The organism is Burkholderia metallica (assembly GCF_001718555.1).
GTDB classification, from domain to species: domain Bacteria; phylum Pseudomonadota; class Gammaproteobacteria; order Burkholderiales; family Burkholderiaceae; genus Burkholderia; species Burkholderia metallica.
On the sequence record NZ_CP013403.1, the window covers coordinates 2951487 to 2967116 of the forward strand.

Sequence of the window (15630 nt, forward strand, 5' to 3'; positions counted from 1 at the left end):
GCCCACGCGTTACAGCCCGACCGTCACGCGCGTCGTGTTGTCGCGCTTCAGATTGCGGTAGCGTGCGAGCGCCCACAGCGGGAAGAACTTGCGATAGCCGTGGTAGCGCAGGTAGAACACGCGCGGGAAGCCCGTCGCCGTGAAGCGCGCCTCGTCCCACAGGCCCGCTTCGTTCTGGTGGGCGATCAGGTAGTCGATGCCGCGCGCGACGGCCGGGTTGTTCACCTCGCCGGCCGCCATCAGGCCGAGCAGCGCCCACGCGGTTTGCGACGCGGTGCTCGGCGCCTGTTCGAAGCCGCGATAGTTCAGCTTGTAGCTGTCGCCGTCCTCGCCCCAGCCGCCGTCCTTGTTCTGGATCGACAGCAGCCACTGCGCGCCGCGCTTCATGCGCGGATCGTCCGGCGGCAGGCCGGCCGCGTTCAGCGAGCACAGGGCCGTCCACGTGCCGTACACGTAGTTCATCCCCCAGCGGCCGTACCAGCTGCCGTCCGGCTCCTGCTCCTTGAGCATGTAGTCGAGCGCACGGCGCGCCGGCTCGCTGTTCAGCGGCGTCTCGCCGAGCTGCGACAGCATCGACAGGCAGCGGCCCGACACGTCGGCCGTCGGCGGATCGAGCAGCGCGCCGTGATCCGAGAACGGAATGTTGTTCAGGTAGTACTGCGTGTTTTCCGGTTCGAACGCGCCCCAGCCGCCGTCGCTGCTCTGCATCCCGACGACCCACTCGCGCGCACGCGCGATCGAATCGCGATACGCATCGTTCTGCCTGAGTTTCTGCGCGCGATCCATCGCGACCGCGACCACCGCCGTGTCGTCGACGTCCGGGTAGTGCGCGTTCGCGTACTGGAACGCCCAGCCGCCGGGCCGCACGTGCGGACGGCGCGAGATCCAGTCGCCGCGCACGTCGAGGATCTGCAGCGGGCGCAGCCATTCGAGGCCGCGGATCGCCGCGTCCTCGGCGCGCGCATCGCCCGTCTCGAGCAGCGCATGCGCGGCGAGCGACGTGTCCCACACCGGCGACAGGCACGGCTGGCAATACGCTTCGTCGTCGTGCACGACGAGCAGCTTCTCGATCGACTTGCGCGCGATCGCGCGGTTCGGATGATCTTCCGCGTAGCCGAGCACGTCGTACATCATCACCGCGTTGGCCATCGCCGGATAGATCGCGCCGAGGCCGTCCTCGCCGTTCAGGCGCTCGTCGACGAACGACACGGCCTGACGGATCGCGCGTTCGCGCGTGTAGTTCGGAAACAGGCCGTCGACCGCGCGCAGCGCATGGTCGACCACGCGGAAGAACGCGAACCAGCCGGGGCTCTGATGGCCCTGGCGCGGCAGCAGCCCCGCGTTGACGGGCGGATCGATGAACAGCTCGTCGATGCGCACGCCGCGCGGGTTCTTCGCGAGCGGACGCTTCGCGTTCAGCACGAGCAGCGGCACGATCACGGTGCGCGCCCAGTACGACACCTTCGACAGATGGAACGGGAACCACTGCGGCAGCAGCATGATCTCGACCGGCATCATCGGCACCGCGCGCCACGGAATCGCGCCGTACAGCGCGAGCTGGATGCGGGTGAACACGTTCGACATCTCGGCGCCGCCCATCGCGTGGATCGCACGGCGCGCACGCTGCATGTGCTCGGCGTTCTCGTCGTCGCCGATCACCTTCAGCGCGAAATACGCCTTCACGCTCGCGCTGATGTTCGGCGCGCCGTCGGTGAACAGCGGCCAGCCGCCGTCGGCCTGCTGGATGCGGCGCAGATACATGCCGATCTTGCGTTCGAGTTCGACGTTCGGCGTCTCGCCGAGATAGTGGACGAGCAGCACGTATTCGGCGGGAATCGTCGAATCGGCTTCGAGTTCGTAGACCCAGTGGCCATCCGCGTTCTGCGCGGCCAGCAGCGCGTCGGTCGCACGCGCGACGGCCGCATCGACGCCGGCCGGCACGGTGCCGGCGGACAGGGTAGCCATTTCGGTGAGATCGTTCATCGGTCCCTCTGTTACTTACTGTGTCTGGAGCACGTCCGCGGCCAGCTGGCCGGAGCGGATCGCACCCTCGATCGTGGCGGGCAGGCCGGTGGCAATCCAGTCGCCCGCCAGCACGAGATTGGTCCAGCGCGTACGCACGGCCGGACGCTTCATTTCCTGCGACGGCACCGCCGCAAAGCCCGCGCGCGGCTCGAGCACGAGCTGCCACGCGGGGATGGTTTCCGGGTTCGCGCCGGTCACGCGCGCGACGTCTTCCCAGATGCGCCGCGCGAGCGTGTCGCGCGGCGTGTCGAGCCAGCGGCCCGCATCGCGGATCGTCGCCGCGAGCAGGCCGCCGCCGGTGCGCACCGCATCGACGACGCCGTTGATCACGGCCGTCTGCAGCGGCACGCCGGCCGGCGCGTCGACCGCGAAATACGCGGTCACGACCGCGCTGAACGTATCGGGCGCAGTGAGTTCGGGCACGAGCGGCAGCGCAACCTCCGGCGGCACGGCCAGCACGACGGCATCGCCCGGCGCGAGATCGAGCCGCTCGCCGCCGAGCGACACCGCATCGACCGCGTTGCCGTGCGCGCCGAATTCGAACGCGTCGAGCCGCGAGTTCAGGCGGATCTGCGCGCCGCCGTGCTGCAGCATCCGCAGCGCCGGTTCGACGAACGCGCTGCCGAGGCCGTGGCGCGCGACGAGCGCGCGGCAGCCGGGGCCCCCCGCGGCAAACGTGCCGCACAGCGCGGCGCGTGCGAGTTCGGCGCTTGCATGCCGCGGCTCGACGTTCAGCACACCGAGGCAATACGGCCGCAGCCAACGTTCCCACAGCAGGCCGTCGCATCGCATCGTCTGGGCGAGTGAGCGGCCCGTGCGCGCGAACGCGAGCGGGGCGAGCGCGAGGTAGTCGAGCGGCGTCGTGCCCGGCGCGCGCGACGCGGCATCGAACAGCCACGACGGCCAGCGCCCGTTGCCGAAGCGCAGCGTCCAGCGCTGCTGCGACGCGATGTCGACGACCGGGAATTCAGCCCACGCGGGCCCTGCGAGCTGATCGGCCGCGCCGATCGCGCGCAGGTAGCGCTGCGTCGCGGACTGCCCCGCGAACACCGTGTGCAGTCCGCTGTCGAGCGTCGTGTTCAGCGTCCCGTCGAACCACGTGCGGCAGCGGCCGCCCGCATGCGCGTGCGCATCGTGCAGCACGATGCGTCGCCCGCGGCGTTGCAGCTCGACCGCGGCCGACAGGCCGGCAACGCCGGCGCCGATCACGTGGACGGTCCTGGGCATCGACTCGGTCGGCTCAGAACAGCGCGTAGCGCGCGGCGATCATCAGCATGCGCGCCTTCGGCTTGCGCAGCGGCGCGCGCGGGAACGCGAAGCCGCGTGCGATCGCGGCTTCGAGAATGCAGCGGTACGCGCCCGACATGATGCGCGGCGCCTTCACCTGCGCACGCGGGCAGGTATCCATCACCGCGTCGGCCTGGCGGAAGTGCTCGAGCGCGCGCTCGACGAGCGTCGCGCACACGCGCGGCAGCGCCGGATTGCGCACGATCGTCGCCGGGTCGGTGATCGCGATGCCTTCGCGCGCGAGCAGTTCGCGCGGCAGGTAGCACCGGTTGATCGCCGCATCGTCGTCGATGTCGCGCAGGATGTTGGTCAGTTGCAGCGCGCGGCCGAGGTGATGCGACAGCTCGATCCCTTCGGCTTCCGGCATCCCGAATATCCTCACCGACAGCCGGCCGGCCGCGCTCGCGACGCGATCGCAGAAGAGGTCGAGCGTCGGTTCGTCGGGCGCGCAGATGTCTTCGACCGCGTCCATCGCCATGCCGTCGATCATCGCGTGGAAGTCGTCGCGCTGCAGGTTGAATGCGCGGATCTCGCGGTCGAGCGCAGCCAGGTGGCGCGGCGGGCGGCCGGCGTAGCACGCGTCGATGTCCGCGCGCCAGCGGTCGAGGCCCGCGTTGCGCTCGGCGCGCGGCAGGTCGCTGTCGGCGATGTCGTCGACCGCGCGGCAAAACGCGTAGACCTGGAACATCGCATCGCGCTGCACGGCAGGCAGGATGCGCATCGCAAGGTAGAAGGAACTGCCCGATGTGACGGCAGCGGCGTCGGTTTCTGGTTCGTCCACGACGGAATGGGAAACGGCCAAGACGAGCTCCACGGAGACACCCACGCGGGGCGATTGAAGAAGCCATGCCCGGCGGGGGATGGTCAGGGTGTCAAATGCGTGCGAGATATGCGAACGATCGACGCAGACAGGCACAAATTACCGGCCGGAAGCCGGAAATGGCCGAAAGTATAGCAATCTTTGAAGTTCGATGGCGGACACGCGCCGCGCCGGGCGGCGTGCCGCAACGCGCTGGCCGGCAAGCGCGGCCGGCCGGGGCGCAATCCGGCGCCCGCGGCGCGTCAGCCGTAGACGATGTCGCGCTGCAGATCGAGCGCAATCAGCCCCATTTCGCGGGTGAGCTGCAGCATCGAGCGGCGCTCGAGGCGCGATCCCATGAAGCTCGTCACGCGGCCGTCGGGCTCCGCGGTGAACTGGAACACCGCGCCGCCCGTGCCGAACCAGGCGCCCGGAACATCCGGCGATTCCTGCCAGTCGATCTGCTCGAACACGCGCGCGATGCCCGCGCGCACGAGGTCGCCCGGGCCGATCGGCGGCGCGATGTCGCCCAGGTCGTCGAGCGAATAGGGGCCGGGTTTGTCCGGCTTCCGGTAGAAGAGATAGTCGACGTTCATGGGCGCAATCGCGAGCAAAGCAACAAATTAGCGTGCTTCGGGGGAAATTCAAATCGGATACGGCCGAAATGTGGCCTGTACGAGACAAGAAGGGAGCCGAAGCCGGCCTGTCTGGGCGCACGCGGGTTCGTCTAAGATGACAGCTTTCTCGAAATCTGAAGAGCCGGACACCATGGAGACGAACGCAAGCGCCACCCCGCAGTCCGATCATCCCGTTTTCGTGCTCGTGCACGGCGCCTGGCACGGCGCGTGGTGCTACGCGCACGTCGCGGCCGCGCTGGCCGCGCGCGGCCACCTGTCGATCGCGCGCGACCTGCCGGCGCACGGCATCCATGCCCGCTTTCCCGCCGCGTACCTCGCACGCCCGCTCGACAAGGATGCGTTCGGCGCCGAGCCGTCGCCGGTCGCGAACACGACGCTCGACGATTACGCGACGCAGGTGATGCAGGCGGTCGACGACGCGTACGCGCTCGGCCGCGGCAAGGTCGTGCTGGTCGGGCACAGCATGGGCGGCCTCGCGATCACGGCGGCCGCCGAACGCGCGCCGGACAAGATCGCGAAGATCGTCTATCTCGCGGCCTTCATGCCCGCGTCGGGCGTGCCGGGCCTCGACTACGTGCGCGCGCCCGAGAACAAGGGCGAAATGCTCGGGCCGCTGATGCTGGCGAGCCCGCGCGTGGCCGGCGCGCTGCGCATCGATCCGCGCAGCGGCGACGCCGCGTATCGCGACCTCGCGAAGCGCGCGCTGTACGACGACGTGCCGCAGGCCGACTTCGAAGCGGTGGCGAACCTGATGACCTGCGACGTGCCGGCCGCGCCGTTCGCGACCGCGATCCCGACGACGGCCGCGCGCTGGGGCGCGATCGAGCGCCACTACATCAAGTGCCTGCAGGATCGCGTGATCCTGCCCGCGCTGCAGCAGCGCTTCATCGACGAAGCCGACGCGTTCGCGCCGGGCAACCCGACCCGCGTGCACCAGCTCGACAGCAGCCATTCGCCGTTCATGTCGCAGCCGGCCGTGCTCGCCGGCGTGCTGGCAGGCATCGCGAAAAGCTGAGCGCTTGCCGGCGCTGCGCGTGCAGCGGCTACGCGTACGCGACCGACCGGTCGCGCCCGAGCCGCTTCGCGCGATAGAGCGCGGCGTCGGCCTCGTTGACGAGCACGTCGCAGGTCAGCGCGCCCGCTTTCGCACACGCGCCGCCGACGCTCGCCGTCACCGGCACGCTGACGCCCTCGGCATCGACCGGCTGGCTGCCGATCGCATCGCGCACCTTGTCGGCCACGCGCATCGCCTCGTCGAGATTCGTACACGGCAGCAGCAGCGCGAATTCCTCGCCGCCGAAGCGGCCGAACGTATCCTGCGCGCGCACGATCGACGCCACGCGGCGCGCCGTCTCGCGCAGCACCGCATCGCCGGCCGCATGCCCGAAGCGGTCGTTGATCGTCTTGAAGTGGTCGAGGTCGAACAGCAGCATCGACATGTCGCCGCCGTAGCGCTGCCAGCGCGCGAATTCGTCGCCAAGCCGCGCCTCGAAGAAGCGCCGGTTCGCGATGCCGGTCAGGCCGTCGCGATTCGCATGCTCGCGCAGCTTCGCGACCGCTTCCTCGCGTTCGCGCTGCATCACGCTCACATGCGTGACGTCCGAAATCGTCACGCACACGGCTTCGACGTCGCGGCCGCGCGTGAGCGGCATGAACGTGCAGTCCTGCTGCATGTAGTCGACGCCGCCCGTGATCGGCCGGTCGTGCTCGAAGCGGAACAGGTAGGGCCGCTGCTCCCACGAGCTGAACGCGAAGCTGCCGAGCTGGAACACGCTCTCGAGCTTGCGCGACAGCCATGCGCGCGGCAGGTCGGGAAAGCAGTCGAACAGGTTGCGGCCGATCACGTCGGCGGCCGGGATGCCGCTGTGGTCCTGCATGAAGCGATTCCACATCAGCACGGTCATCGCGCGGTCGAGCACGAACAGGCCGAAGCCCACCCGCTCGATCACGAGGTCGCTCAGCGACGGCGCGGCGGCCGTCATAGCGCGGACAGCAACGCGTCGAGCGCGTCGCCCATCAGCCGGATCGAATCCTCGGCCATCAGCATGACGAAGTGAGCCCGGAACGCGTGGTCCTCGAGCCCGAAGTTCACCTCGAGCAGCAACGCAACGCTCCAGGCCAGCTCGGTCGGCTGGAATACGTCGTCGAACGACACGTTCGCGCCGAGCAGCCCCGGCGGAAAGAACACCGGCTTGCGGCCGAGCTCGTCGAGGATCGACGCGACGCATGCCCCCATCAGCACGTTCGCGACGTCGAACACGACTTCGTCGGGCGTCGCCATCCCGCCGTACACGCCGTCGCCGAACGTGCGGTCGACGACCGACATGAGCCGCGCGATACCCGCGGTGCGGCACAGCACGAGCGCCTCGCCCTTGATGTCGGAGCGAAAGCCCTGGCGCACGGCGGTCACGTTGTCGTGAATGCCCGTCATCTCGCGCAGCGCGTCGCCCGCGTCGGTCGCTTTCACGACGCGCACGCGCGGCACCGACAGCTCGATGAAGTGCCCGAGCAACAACGCGAGCCGCGCGGCGGCGCGGCCCATTGCGAGGTTGGCGATTTCCTGCAACGCGTCGCGTTGCTCCGCCGTGAACACCGAGTCAGGCATACAACCCATACTCCTTGAGAATGGGCAGCAATGCCTCCGACGTCACGGGCTTGGCTACGAATGCGATCGCGCCCAATTCGCGCACGCGTGCTTGCGCCTGCGGCTGGATATCGGCGGATACCACGATCACGAACGTATTCAGATCTTCGTGGCGCAGTGTTTCCAGGACCTGATATCCGCTCATGTCGGGCATCGTCAGGTCCAGAAACATCACGGAAGCTTTGCCGTCACGATAGAGCGCCAAGGCCTCTCGACCATTCGCGGCATACGCGACTTCGACGTCCCAGCCTCCCGGCAGCGCCTTTGTCAGAAGTTTGCGAGCGAGCAGCGAATCGTCGGCAATTACAATCGGCAAAGGCATGGGGCGATGCGGTATACGGAATGGTCTCTCTCGCGTTAACGACCGCGCGGCGCGCTTCTTTAGGCGCCATGCGTTCGGGCCGCAGGCAACCGCCTTGCGGCCGCGCACGGGCGACGCGACGCGGGTGCGCGCGACGCACCGCGCAGCGAATGCCGGCGGGCGCATTTATCTGTCATAGGGAAAGCAAGGCGCGATTCTCTGAGTAAACCTGAGGCGATGCAACTCGCCATTTTCACCATTTCGAACAGAATTGGTCCGAACGCACGCCATTGCGAAAACAGCCGCGACCATTTTCGAGATAAGCACGCAAAATTTTTCCTTGTGTACGTTTGCGCTGCCGGATTCGTCGCGTTTTCAATCTGACAATTTCCTCCTGTCGGAATCGACAGGATGGCCGGCGTCCGGGGCCGTACGGCGGGCCGTCCCAACTCGTTTATGATGGCAGGCACCTCTGCTTGACCCGCTTCCCCGATGACGTCCGACCGGCCCGCCGACTCCCACGCTCCCGCTTCCCCGCCCGCCGACGACTGGCAGGACGACGGCAACTATGCGGCCGGTGCGCCCGAGCACGATTTCGCGGTGCGTCGCGTGACGCTGATCGTGCTGCTCGTCGCGGCGATCGTGCTGCCGTGCATCTACGTCGTGGTGATGGCGTACAACGACCTGAAGACGCGCGAGGCCGCCGCGAGCGACGTGACGATGCGCACCGTGCGGGTGGCCGAGGAGCATGCGCTCAAGGTGTTCGACCTGAGCGAAACGCTCGATGCGCGCATCGTCGATCTCGTGCAGGACATGGACGACGCGACCGTGCGCAACCGGGAGTCCGACATCCACGAAGCGCTGAACACGATCGGCGGCGGCTATCCGCAGGTGGCCGCCGTGTCGATCTTCGGCGCGAGCGGGATGCTGCTCGCGAACAGCCTCTACTATCCGGCGCCCTATGCGTCGATCGCGAACCGCGACGACTTCGCCGGCATCCGCGACGGCAAGGTGATCGAACACATCTCGCGGCTGATGATGGGGCCGCTCAAGCTCGAGAACATTCCCGTGTTCAACACGGGCGTCGCGCGGCGCCATAGCGACGGTTCGTTCGCCGGGATGGTGTCGATCGCGCTGAAGTCGTCGTATTTCAACGCGTTCTACCGCGACCTGCTCGGCGGCGCGAGCACGCCGATGACGATGGCGCTCGCGCGCTCGGACGGCGCGGTGATCGCGTCGTATCCGCCGCCGCCGTCGCTCGCGCACACCGATCGGATGGCCACGTTCGGCGACGCGCGCAACGATCCGCGCGCCGGCGTCGTGCGCGTGCGCCACGACGGCGCGAGCAGCGAGATCGTCGCGTACCGCCAGGTCGGCAGCTATCCCGTCTACGTCACCTGTTCGTATCGCACGTCGGCGATCTGGCACGAGTGGTACGAACACCTGAGCGTGCTGTTCATCTCGATGTTCGCGCCGTCGGTCGCGCTGTGGTCCGTGATCTGGCTGTCGCTCAAGCGGCTGAAGGCGGAAGAGGAGGCGTGGGACCGCTGGCAGGCCGAAGCGTCGATGCGGCGCTCGATCGAATCGGCGTACCGGCAGTCGCGCAAGATGCAGGCGCTCGGCAACCTCGTCGGCAGCGTCGCGCACGACTTCAACAACCTGCTGATGATCATCTCGAGCAACGTGCAGATCGCGCGGCGGCGCGGGGTCCAGCATCTCGACAAGGAACTCGGCGCGATCGAACGCGCGCTGAAGAACGGGCAGTCGCTCACGCGCCAGCTCCTCGGCGTCGCGCGCAAGCAGCCGCTGCACAACGAAACGATCGACATCGGGCAATGGGTCGGCACGTGCCGCGAACTGCTGAAGACCTCGCTCGGCTCGAAATCGTCGCTGGTCGTCGCGATCGAGCCCGGCGTCTGGCCGATCCGCGTGGACGTCGCGGAACTCGAGCTCGCGGTGATCAACCTCGCGGTCAACGCGCGCGACGCGATGGCGGCGGGCGGCCGCTTCACGGTCGGCGCGCGCAACGTGACGCTGCGCCGCGAGGACGGCTTCCCGCTCACCGGCGATTTCGTGCAGATCTCGCTCGACGATACGGGTTCGGGCATGGCGCCCGACGTGCTCGCGCGCGCGTTCGAACCGCTGTTCACGACGAAGGCGCAGGGGATGGGCACGGGGCTCGGGCTGCCGCAGGTGTTCGCGTTCTGCGAACGCTCGGGCGGCCTCGCGACGATCGACAGCGCGGTCGGCGCCGGGACGTCGGTGCGCCTCTACCTGCCGCGCGCGCGCGCCGAGGATGTCGTCGTGCGGCCGCCGGCGGTCGCGCACGATGCGGGGGCGGGCGCGACCGCCGGCCTGCACGTGCTGCTCGTCGAGGACAACAGCGAAGTCGCGGCCGGCACCGAAGCGCTGCTCTCGCTGCTCGGGCACCGTGTGACCTACGCGCCCACCGCCGACGACGCGTTGCGCCTGATCGAAGGCGCGGCCGCGAACGATGCGTTCGACCTGGTGATTTCGGATATCCACATGCCGGGCCGCCTGAACGGCATCGACCTCGCCGAAGCGGTCGAGCGGCGGCCGGAGAAACTGCCCGTGATTCTCGTCACGGGTTACGCGGAGGAGCTCGACCGCACGCGCACCGTCAACGTCCGCGTGCTGTCGAAGCCGTTCGACATCGCGCTGCTCGACGAGATCCTGTTGGGCATTCGCGAAGCGCGTGACGCACGCCGCACCGGCACCTGACCCGCCGCGTGCGGGCCGGCGTGGGCGTGGGCGGTCTGAGCCGGTGTGACGCTCAGGCCGACTTCAGCAGGCGCACCCAGCCCGTATAGCGATCGACGAAGCCCTGCAGGAACTTGCGGGTGTCTTCGCTGACGATCTGGCCCTGGTCGTCGATGCGCGCCGGATCGTGCTTGATGAACATCTCCGGCTGCCCGAGCGTCTTCACGTCGAGGTACGCGAGCACGTTGCGCAGATGCTGCTGTGCGAGCGCGGTGCCCGTCGCGCCCGGCGACGTGCCGAGCACGGCGCCCGGCTTGCCCGACCACGAGTTGGAACCCCACGGGCGCGAGCCCCAGTCGAGCGCATTCTTCAGCACGCCCGGAATCGAACGGTTGTACTCGGGCGTGACGAACAGCAGCGCGTCGGCCGCTTCGATCGACTGCTTGAAGCGCTTCGCGACTTCCGGGAAATCGGCGTCGTAGTCCTGGCTGTACAGCGGCAGTTCGCCGATCTCGACGAACTCGAACGAGAAATCGGCGGGCGCGAGCGAGATCACGGCGTGTGCGAGCGCGCGGTTCGTCGACGCGCGACGCAGGCTGCCGACGACGACAGCGATGCGATAGGACATGGCATTCTCCTTCCGGTGGGTGAGGAATCGGATCGATTGCTTCCGAACGAGAGACAAAGGTCTGTTTATAGGCAAGCCAGCCCGCGAACCGCCCCACGGGGCCGTCCGGCCGACTTTCCACAAGGTTTTCCACAGAAATTGTGGATAAGTCAGCCGTTATGTTCTGACGTTACACATTGCCCGCCGCGTGTCGGCGACGACGCGCGGCACAGGGTTCGGCAAGCATAGCGCAGCCCGGCAGCCGGTTTTGTGAATACGTGACGGAACATTGAATTGCACAGGGAGCGCTGTGCCCAGTAAGCTGCTCGCACCGCGACGCGCGCGCCCTGTGGCGCCTGCACGGTCGCTTCGAAACACTGCGAACCACACATGCCGTCCGCCTACGACGATCCCGTTTATCTCGCGCAACTGCGGCGCGACCTGCTGCGCTTCGCGCGCCTCCAGCTCCGCGATGCCGACGCGGCCGAAGACGCCGTGCAGGAAGCGCTCGCCGCCGCGTGGTCGCACGCCGGCGATTTCGCGGGGCGCTCCGCGCACAAGACCTGGGTGTTCGGCATCCTGCGCAACAAGCTGATCGACGTGCTGCGCGCGCGGCAGCGGACCGTGAGCCTGTCCGCGCTCGATGCCGAGCTCGACGGCGAATCGGCGCTCGATCGCGAACTGTTCAAGGAAAACGGGCACTGGGCCGCGCATGCGAAGCCGCGGCCATGGCCGCGCCCCGAAACGCTGTTGCAGCAGCAGCAGTTCTGGACGCTGTTCCAGGCCTGCCTCGATCATCTGCCTGAGCAGATCGGACGCGTGTTCATGATGCGCGAATTCCTCGACGTCGAAATGACGGACATCTGCAGCGAATTGACGCTGACGACGAATCATTGCAGCGTGCTGCTGTATCGGGCGCGCACGCGCCTGCGAACCTGCCTGAGCGAACAAGGACTGACGACAGAAGATGCTGCCGGGGAAATGTACTGACGTGACGCGACTGCTGTCGGATGCGCTCGACCGGCATCTGACCCTGCATGAGCGAGTGCAGGTGCGCATACACCTGCCGACCTGCAGCGGCTGCAGGACCTATCGGGAGCAGATCGCGCTGCTGCGGACGGCCGCGGATGCGGCGGCGGGGCGGGGGCCGTTTCGTGCTGACGACGGTGAGTCGTCCGGGGAGGCCTAGGGCCTGGGCAGGCGCGCTGCGGCGATTGTCCGGGCGGTGGTGGGATGCTGCCTGGGCGATCGTGCCGTGTTCGATCGCCGGGACTTGCGCCCGGCGCTGACACAGTCAGAAAAATAAGGCGGACAAGAATTATTCGAACAACGCCTGAACCGATTCGGGCGGCCGGCCGATCGCTGCCTTGCCGCGATAAACGACGATGGGCCGCTGCAGCAGAATCGGGTGAGCGGCGATGGCCGCATAGGCTTCTGCGTCGCTCAGATCGGCGCGAGCCAGATCCAGTGTCTTGTACGGCTCCTCACCGTCGCGCAGCATGTCGCGCACCGGACGGCCAAGTTGACGATGCAGCACTTCCATTTCCGCGGCCGTCGGCGGCGTCTTCAGGTACTCGATGACGTTCAACGGTGTGCCGGTGGTATTCAGCGATTCGACCAACGCGAGCGTCTCGCGCGACTTCGAGCATCGGGGGTTGTGGTAGATCGTGATCATCATTCAGTTCTGAAGAGCGGAGCCTCGTATTGTAGCCAGTCTGTGTTGGGGGCTGGATGGGCGCTTGGGTGCGGGATCGTGGTGAGTTCGTTCGTGCTTTGTTGGCGCAGGTGGGCGAGACCATGCGATGGGGCCGAAGGGGAGTGCTTTACGCGAGGTGCGTTAATGAATTGGTAGGTTTATGCGCATAAAGGCGAGCGGTGCGCTATCGCTGGATGATACGTAAACGCCCCCGCAGGCTTGACCAATGCTTGGTGCTTTCGACCGGAAAGGGAGCGGGCGGTTGTGTCGCCGGTTGGTTTATGCGCATAAAGCTTGCGATCCCCGGGCGAGGAAACTCGTGATTCGGGGCGGCGTCGGTGCGTCGGTGCGTCGGTGCGTCGGTGCGTCGGTGCGTCGGTGCGTCGGTGCGTCGGTGCGTCGGTGCGTCGGTGCGTCGGTGCGTCGGTATGCAGCATCGCAGATGGATCACCGCGCGCTGAATCTCGGCGCGGTCGCGATGCGAACCTTCGCCGCTAGACCTATCGTCCGCGAGCGCTGAATACGATCCGGCGGCGGCGATCCGCAGGTGCCTGCCGTATCGATCTTCGGGGCAAGCGCGATGTGGATCGCCGTTCATCGCCTGCCGTCTACCGCGCGCGGTTTATGCGCATAAACAGAAGCGCTCCGACAACGGGCAGTGTCGACATCCGCAGGTTCGGTAGCACGCGTACGCTGCGTCTTCGGCTCATGTGTCCCGTCGGCATTCAGTCGCACGACGATCGCCCACCTCGGGAGCAGCGGAGTTTATGCGCACAAACTCCCCCGGCTCTCCTGCTGCAAGACCGCTCCAACGAACGCAAGGGCAGTGCTCGGCGAGCCTGCGACAACCCGCGAATCAAACCGCCGAAGCCATACACAACGACTCAACCCACGAGGCACTCATCGCGTTTCACGCCTCCGCCACACCATCTCCTCGCGCCACCCAACATCATCGACTCGTTTATGCGCATAAACCGATAGCCCGAATGGCCAACGCGTAGTTGTTCAACGACAATTTCATTGAAATCCAATTATCGTCCTGTAGAATTCCAACGACCAAAACAGGAGTGAAAATTGGCCGCGGAAATCATTGCAGTCACTCAACAAAAAGGTGGCGTCGGCAAAAGCACGATTGCCATGCACCTCGGTGCCGCGTTCCATGAAAAAGGGAAGCGCGTCCTCGTCATCGACGCAGACCGTCAAAACACACTGGTCCACTGGTCGAGCGCATCCGGCGACAGCGACACCGGCATCCCGTTTCCGGTGGTCAACCTGGCCGAAGCCGATGGCCAGATCCATCGCGAGATCAAGAAGTTCATCAACGACTACGACATCATCGTCGTGGACTGCCCGCCGTCGATCACCGAGAAGGTCTCCGGCGTCGTGCTGCTGGCCGCATCGATCGCCGTGATTCCGACGTCGTCGTCGCCGGCCGATTACTGGTCGAGCGTCGGTCTGGTCAAACTGATCCAGCAAGCGCAGGTGATGAACGAAGACCTCCGCGCCGTCTTCCTGCTGAACAAGACCGAAGAAAAGCGCATGCTGACCCGCGAGCTCAAGCGCGCGCTCGAAGAACTCGGCTTCCCGTTGCTGAAAACGCAGATCCCGACCCGGGAGGCGTACAAGCAGGCGATGGCGCTCGGTCAGACCGTGCTGCAGATGAACGATCGTGGCGGCAAGCTGGCCGCCGCTGAAATTCGCGCATGCGCCGACGAAATCGTCGCCATGCTGCCCTGACTTTATGCGCACAAAGGAGTCACATGAAACCCTCCCAATTTGCTAAAGGATTCCAAGCGCGCCCGGATATCACGACGAGCGAAAAGCGCACGGCGCTCGATCGACTCAATGCGATCGACGGTATCGTCAAGTCCGAGACGCCCACCGCGGCGCCGACCAAATCCGCGAAAAAAGACATCGCACCGCCGCCCGCTCCGGAATTCACGATCGATCCGTCGATCGATGAATCGGCGCAATATCGCGCGTGGCGCCTCGAGAACCGTTATGCGCCGGGGCAGGTGATCGAGCTGCCGCTGAAGGCGATCAAGCATAGCCCGTTCAACCCGCGGCACTTCTATCTGAAATCGTCGATTGCCGAGCTCGCGGTCAACCTCGCGAAGCAAGGACAGCAGCAGGCAATCCACGTGATTCCGGACTACGACAACCCGGGCACGTATTTCGTCAGCGACGGCGGGCGTCGCGTGCGAGCACTGAAGGAAGCGAACAAGGAGTCGGTCAAGGCGATCGTGATCGACGTGCCGATCGGCATCCAGAGCTACAAGCTCGGCTACGACCTCAATGTCCAGCGCGATTCGCAGACGGTGTTCGACAACGCCGTCGTGTGGCGCCGCTTCCTCGACGACAAGCATTTCCAGAGCCAGAAGGAACTCTCCGAACACCTCGGCCTCGACGAGTCGACGGTGGCCGTCGCGCTGTCGATCGGCAAGCTGCCGGAAGCGATCATGCAGGAAATGGTCGCGCGCCCCGATCGCTTCGGCTCGAACATGGCGTATCAGGTCGGTCGTTATCACAACGCGCGCGGCACCGAGGCCACGCTCCGGCTGATCAACAAGATCGTGTCGGACGACCTCAGCACGCGCCAGGTGTCGGACATCGTCAAGGGCCGCGTCGCGGCGCAGGAAACGCCGAAGGCCGCGGGCCGTCAGCGCTATGCGCAGCGTCTCGAGATCAAGCTCGGCGGCAAGTCGGTCGGCGACCTGAAGTCGTATGGTGAAGATCGCATCGAATTGCGCCTGCGCGGTCTGCCGAAGGACAAGCGCGACGCGATCCTCGAGCAACTCGAGCGGATGCTGCTGTCGGAGTGATGGAAACGGCCGGCCGGCCCTGATGAAGACGCCGGCTCGCCCAATCGAGGGCGGGGCCGGCGGCGGCCCGTCAAAAGGCCTGAGCGGGCG

15 protein-coding genes are annotated in these 15630 nt (G+C 66.8%); 6 read left to right on the forward strand and 9 right to left on the reverse strand.

Going from position 1 to position 15630, the window contains the following annotated elements:
- Positions 1 to 9: 9 nt before the first annotated feature.
- The 4 genes from shc to WJ16_RS32540 all read right to left on the reverse strand — a co-directional run bounded on the left by shc (position 10) and on the right by WJ16_RS32540 (position 4707).
- Positions 10 to 1983 carry a squalene--hopene cyclase gene (gene shc / locus WJ16_RS32525; RefSeq protein ID WP_069261035.1) on the reverse strand — a complete coding sequence of 658 codons (1974 nt, stop codon included), beginning with the start codon at positions 1981 to 1983 and terminating at the stop codon, positions 10 to 12.
- A gap of 15 nt (positions 1984 to 1998) precedes the next feature.
- Positions 1999 to 3252: a hydroxysqualene dehydroxylase HpnE gene (hpnE, locus tag WJ16_RS32530; protein ID WP_069261036.1), complete on the reverse strand. Its 1254-nt coding sequence runs from the start codon at positions 3250 to 3252 to the stop codon at positions 1999 to 2001.
- 13 nt (positions 3253 to 3265) lie between these two features.
- On the reverse strand, positions 3266 to 4114 hold the full coding sequence (gene hpnD, locus WJ16_RS32535; protein ID WP_069261260.1) for a presqualene diphosphate synthase HpnD: 849 nt from the start codon (positions 4112 to 4114) through the stop codon (positions 3266 to 3268).
- Between the two features lie 260 nt (positions 4115 to 4374).
- Positions 4375 to 4707 carry a hypothetical protein gene (locus WJ16_RS32540; RefSeq protein WP_069261261.1) on the reverse strand — a complete coding sequence of 111 codons (333 nt, stop codon included), beginning with the start codon at positions 4705 to 4707 and terminating at the stop codon, positions 4375 to 4377.
- Between the two features lie 172 nt (positions 4708 to 4879).
- On the opposite strand from WJ16_RS32540, the gene WJ16_RS32545 reads away from it, so the two are divergent.
- Entirely contained in the window at positions 4880 to 5764 is an 885-nt protein-coding gene (locus WJ16_RS32545) for an alpha/beta fold hydrolase (RefSeq protein ID WP_069261037.1), read from the forward strand.
- 28 nt (positions 5765 to 5792) lie between these two features.
- On the opposite strand, the gene WJ16_RS32550 is transcribed toward WJ16_RS32545, so the two are convergent.
- The 3 genes from WJ16_RS32550 to WJ16_RS32560 are packed head-to-tail and all read right to left on the reverse strand — an operon-like array spanning position 5793 to position 7715.
- Positions 5793 to 6731 carry a GGDEF domain-containing protein gene (locus tag WJ16_RS32550; protein ID WP_069261038.1) on the reverse strand — a complete coding sequence of 313 codons (939 nt, stop codon included), beginning with the start codon at positions 6729 to 6731 and terminating at the stop codon, positions 5793 to 5795.
- On the reverse strand, positions 6728 to 7354 hold the full coding sequence (locus WJ16_RS32555; protein WP_069261039.1) for a chemotaxis protein CheC: 627 nt from the start codon (positions 7352 to 7354) through the stop codon (positions 6728 to 6730). The genes WJ16_RS32550 and WJ16_RS32555 overlap by 4 nt, the downstream gene beginning before the upstream one ends.
- Positions 7347 to 7715: a response regulator gene (locus WJ16_RS32560; RefSeq protein WP_039344648.1), complete on the reverse strand. Its 369-nt coding sequence runs from the start codon at positions 7713 to 7715 to the stop codon at positions 7347 to 7349. The genes WJ16_RS32555 and WJ16_RS32560 overlap by 8 nt, the downstream gene beginning before the upstream one ends.
- 471 nt (positions 7716 to 8186) lie before the next feature.
- Between WJ16_RS32560 and WJ16_RS32565 the strand changes: the two genes are divergently transcribed.
- Positions 8187 to 10436: a hybrid sensor histidine kinase/response regulator gene (locus WJ16_RS32565; protein ID WP_069261040.1), complete on the forward strand. Its 2250-nt coding sequence runs from the start codon at positions 8187 to 8189 to the stop codon at positions 10434 to 10436.
- Positions 10437 to 10488: 52 nt separating this feature from the next.
- On the opposite strand, the gene WJ16_RS32570 is transcribed toward WJ16_RS32565, so the two are convergent.
- Positions 10489 to 11043, reverse strand: coding sequence for an NADPH-dependent FMN reductase (locus tag WJ16_RS32570; RefSeq protein ID WP_069261041.1), 555 nt, complete (start codon positions 11041 to 11043; stop codon positions 10489 to 10491).
- Positions 11044 to 11412: 369 nt separating this feature from the next.
- On the opposite strand from WJ16_RS32570, the gene WJ16_RS32575 reads away from it, so the two are divergent.
- Both WJ16_RS32575 and WJ16_RS32580 read left to right on the forward strand, forming a co-directional pair.
- On the forward strand, positions 11413 to 12012 hold the full coding sequence (locus WJ16_RS32575; protein WP_069261042.1) for an RNA polymerase factor sigma-70: 600 nt from the start codon (positions 11413 to 11415) through the stop codon (positions 12010 to 12012).
- On the forward strand, positions 11990 to 12211 hold the full coding sequence (locus WJ16_RS32580) for a zf-HC2 domain-containing protein (protein ID WP_069261043.1): 222 nt from the start codon (positions 11990 to 11992) through the stop codon (positions 12209 to 12211). Before WJ16_RS32575 ends, WJ16_RS32580 begins: the two co-directional genes overlap by 23 nt.
- A 129-nt stretch (positions 12212 to 12340) precedes the next feature.
- Here the strand turns inward: WJ16_RS32580 and arsC are convergent, their stop codons facing one another.
- On the reverse strand, positions 12341 to 12697 hold the full coding sequence (gene arsC / locus WJ16_RS32585) for an arsenate reductase (glutaredoxin) (RefSeq protein WP_069261262.1): 357 nt from the start codon (positions 12695 to 12697) through the stop codon (positions 12341 to 12343).
- 1095 nt (positions 12698 to 13792) lie between these two features.
- Between arsC and parA the strand changes: the two genes are divergently transcribed.
- Positions 13793 to 14455, forward strand: a complete 663-nt coding sequence (gene parA / locus WJ16_RS32590) for a ParA family partition ATPase (RefSeq protein WP_011353621.1) — start codon at positions 13793 to 13795, stop codon at positions 14453 to 14455.
- Between the two features lie 23 nt (positions 14456 to 14478).
- Positions 14479 to 15540, forward strand: a complete 1062-nt coding sequence (locus WJ16_RS32595) for a ParB/RepB/Spo0J family partition protein (protein WP_069261044.1) — start codon at positions 14479 to 14481, stop codon at positions 15538 to 15540.
- Positions 15541 to 15630: the final 90 nt, after the last annotated feature.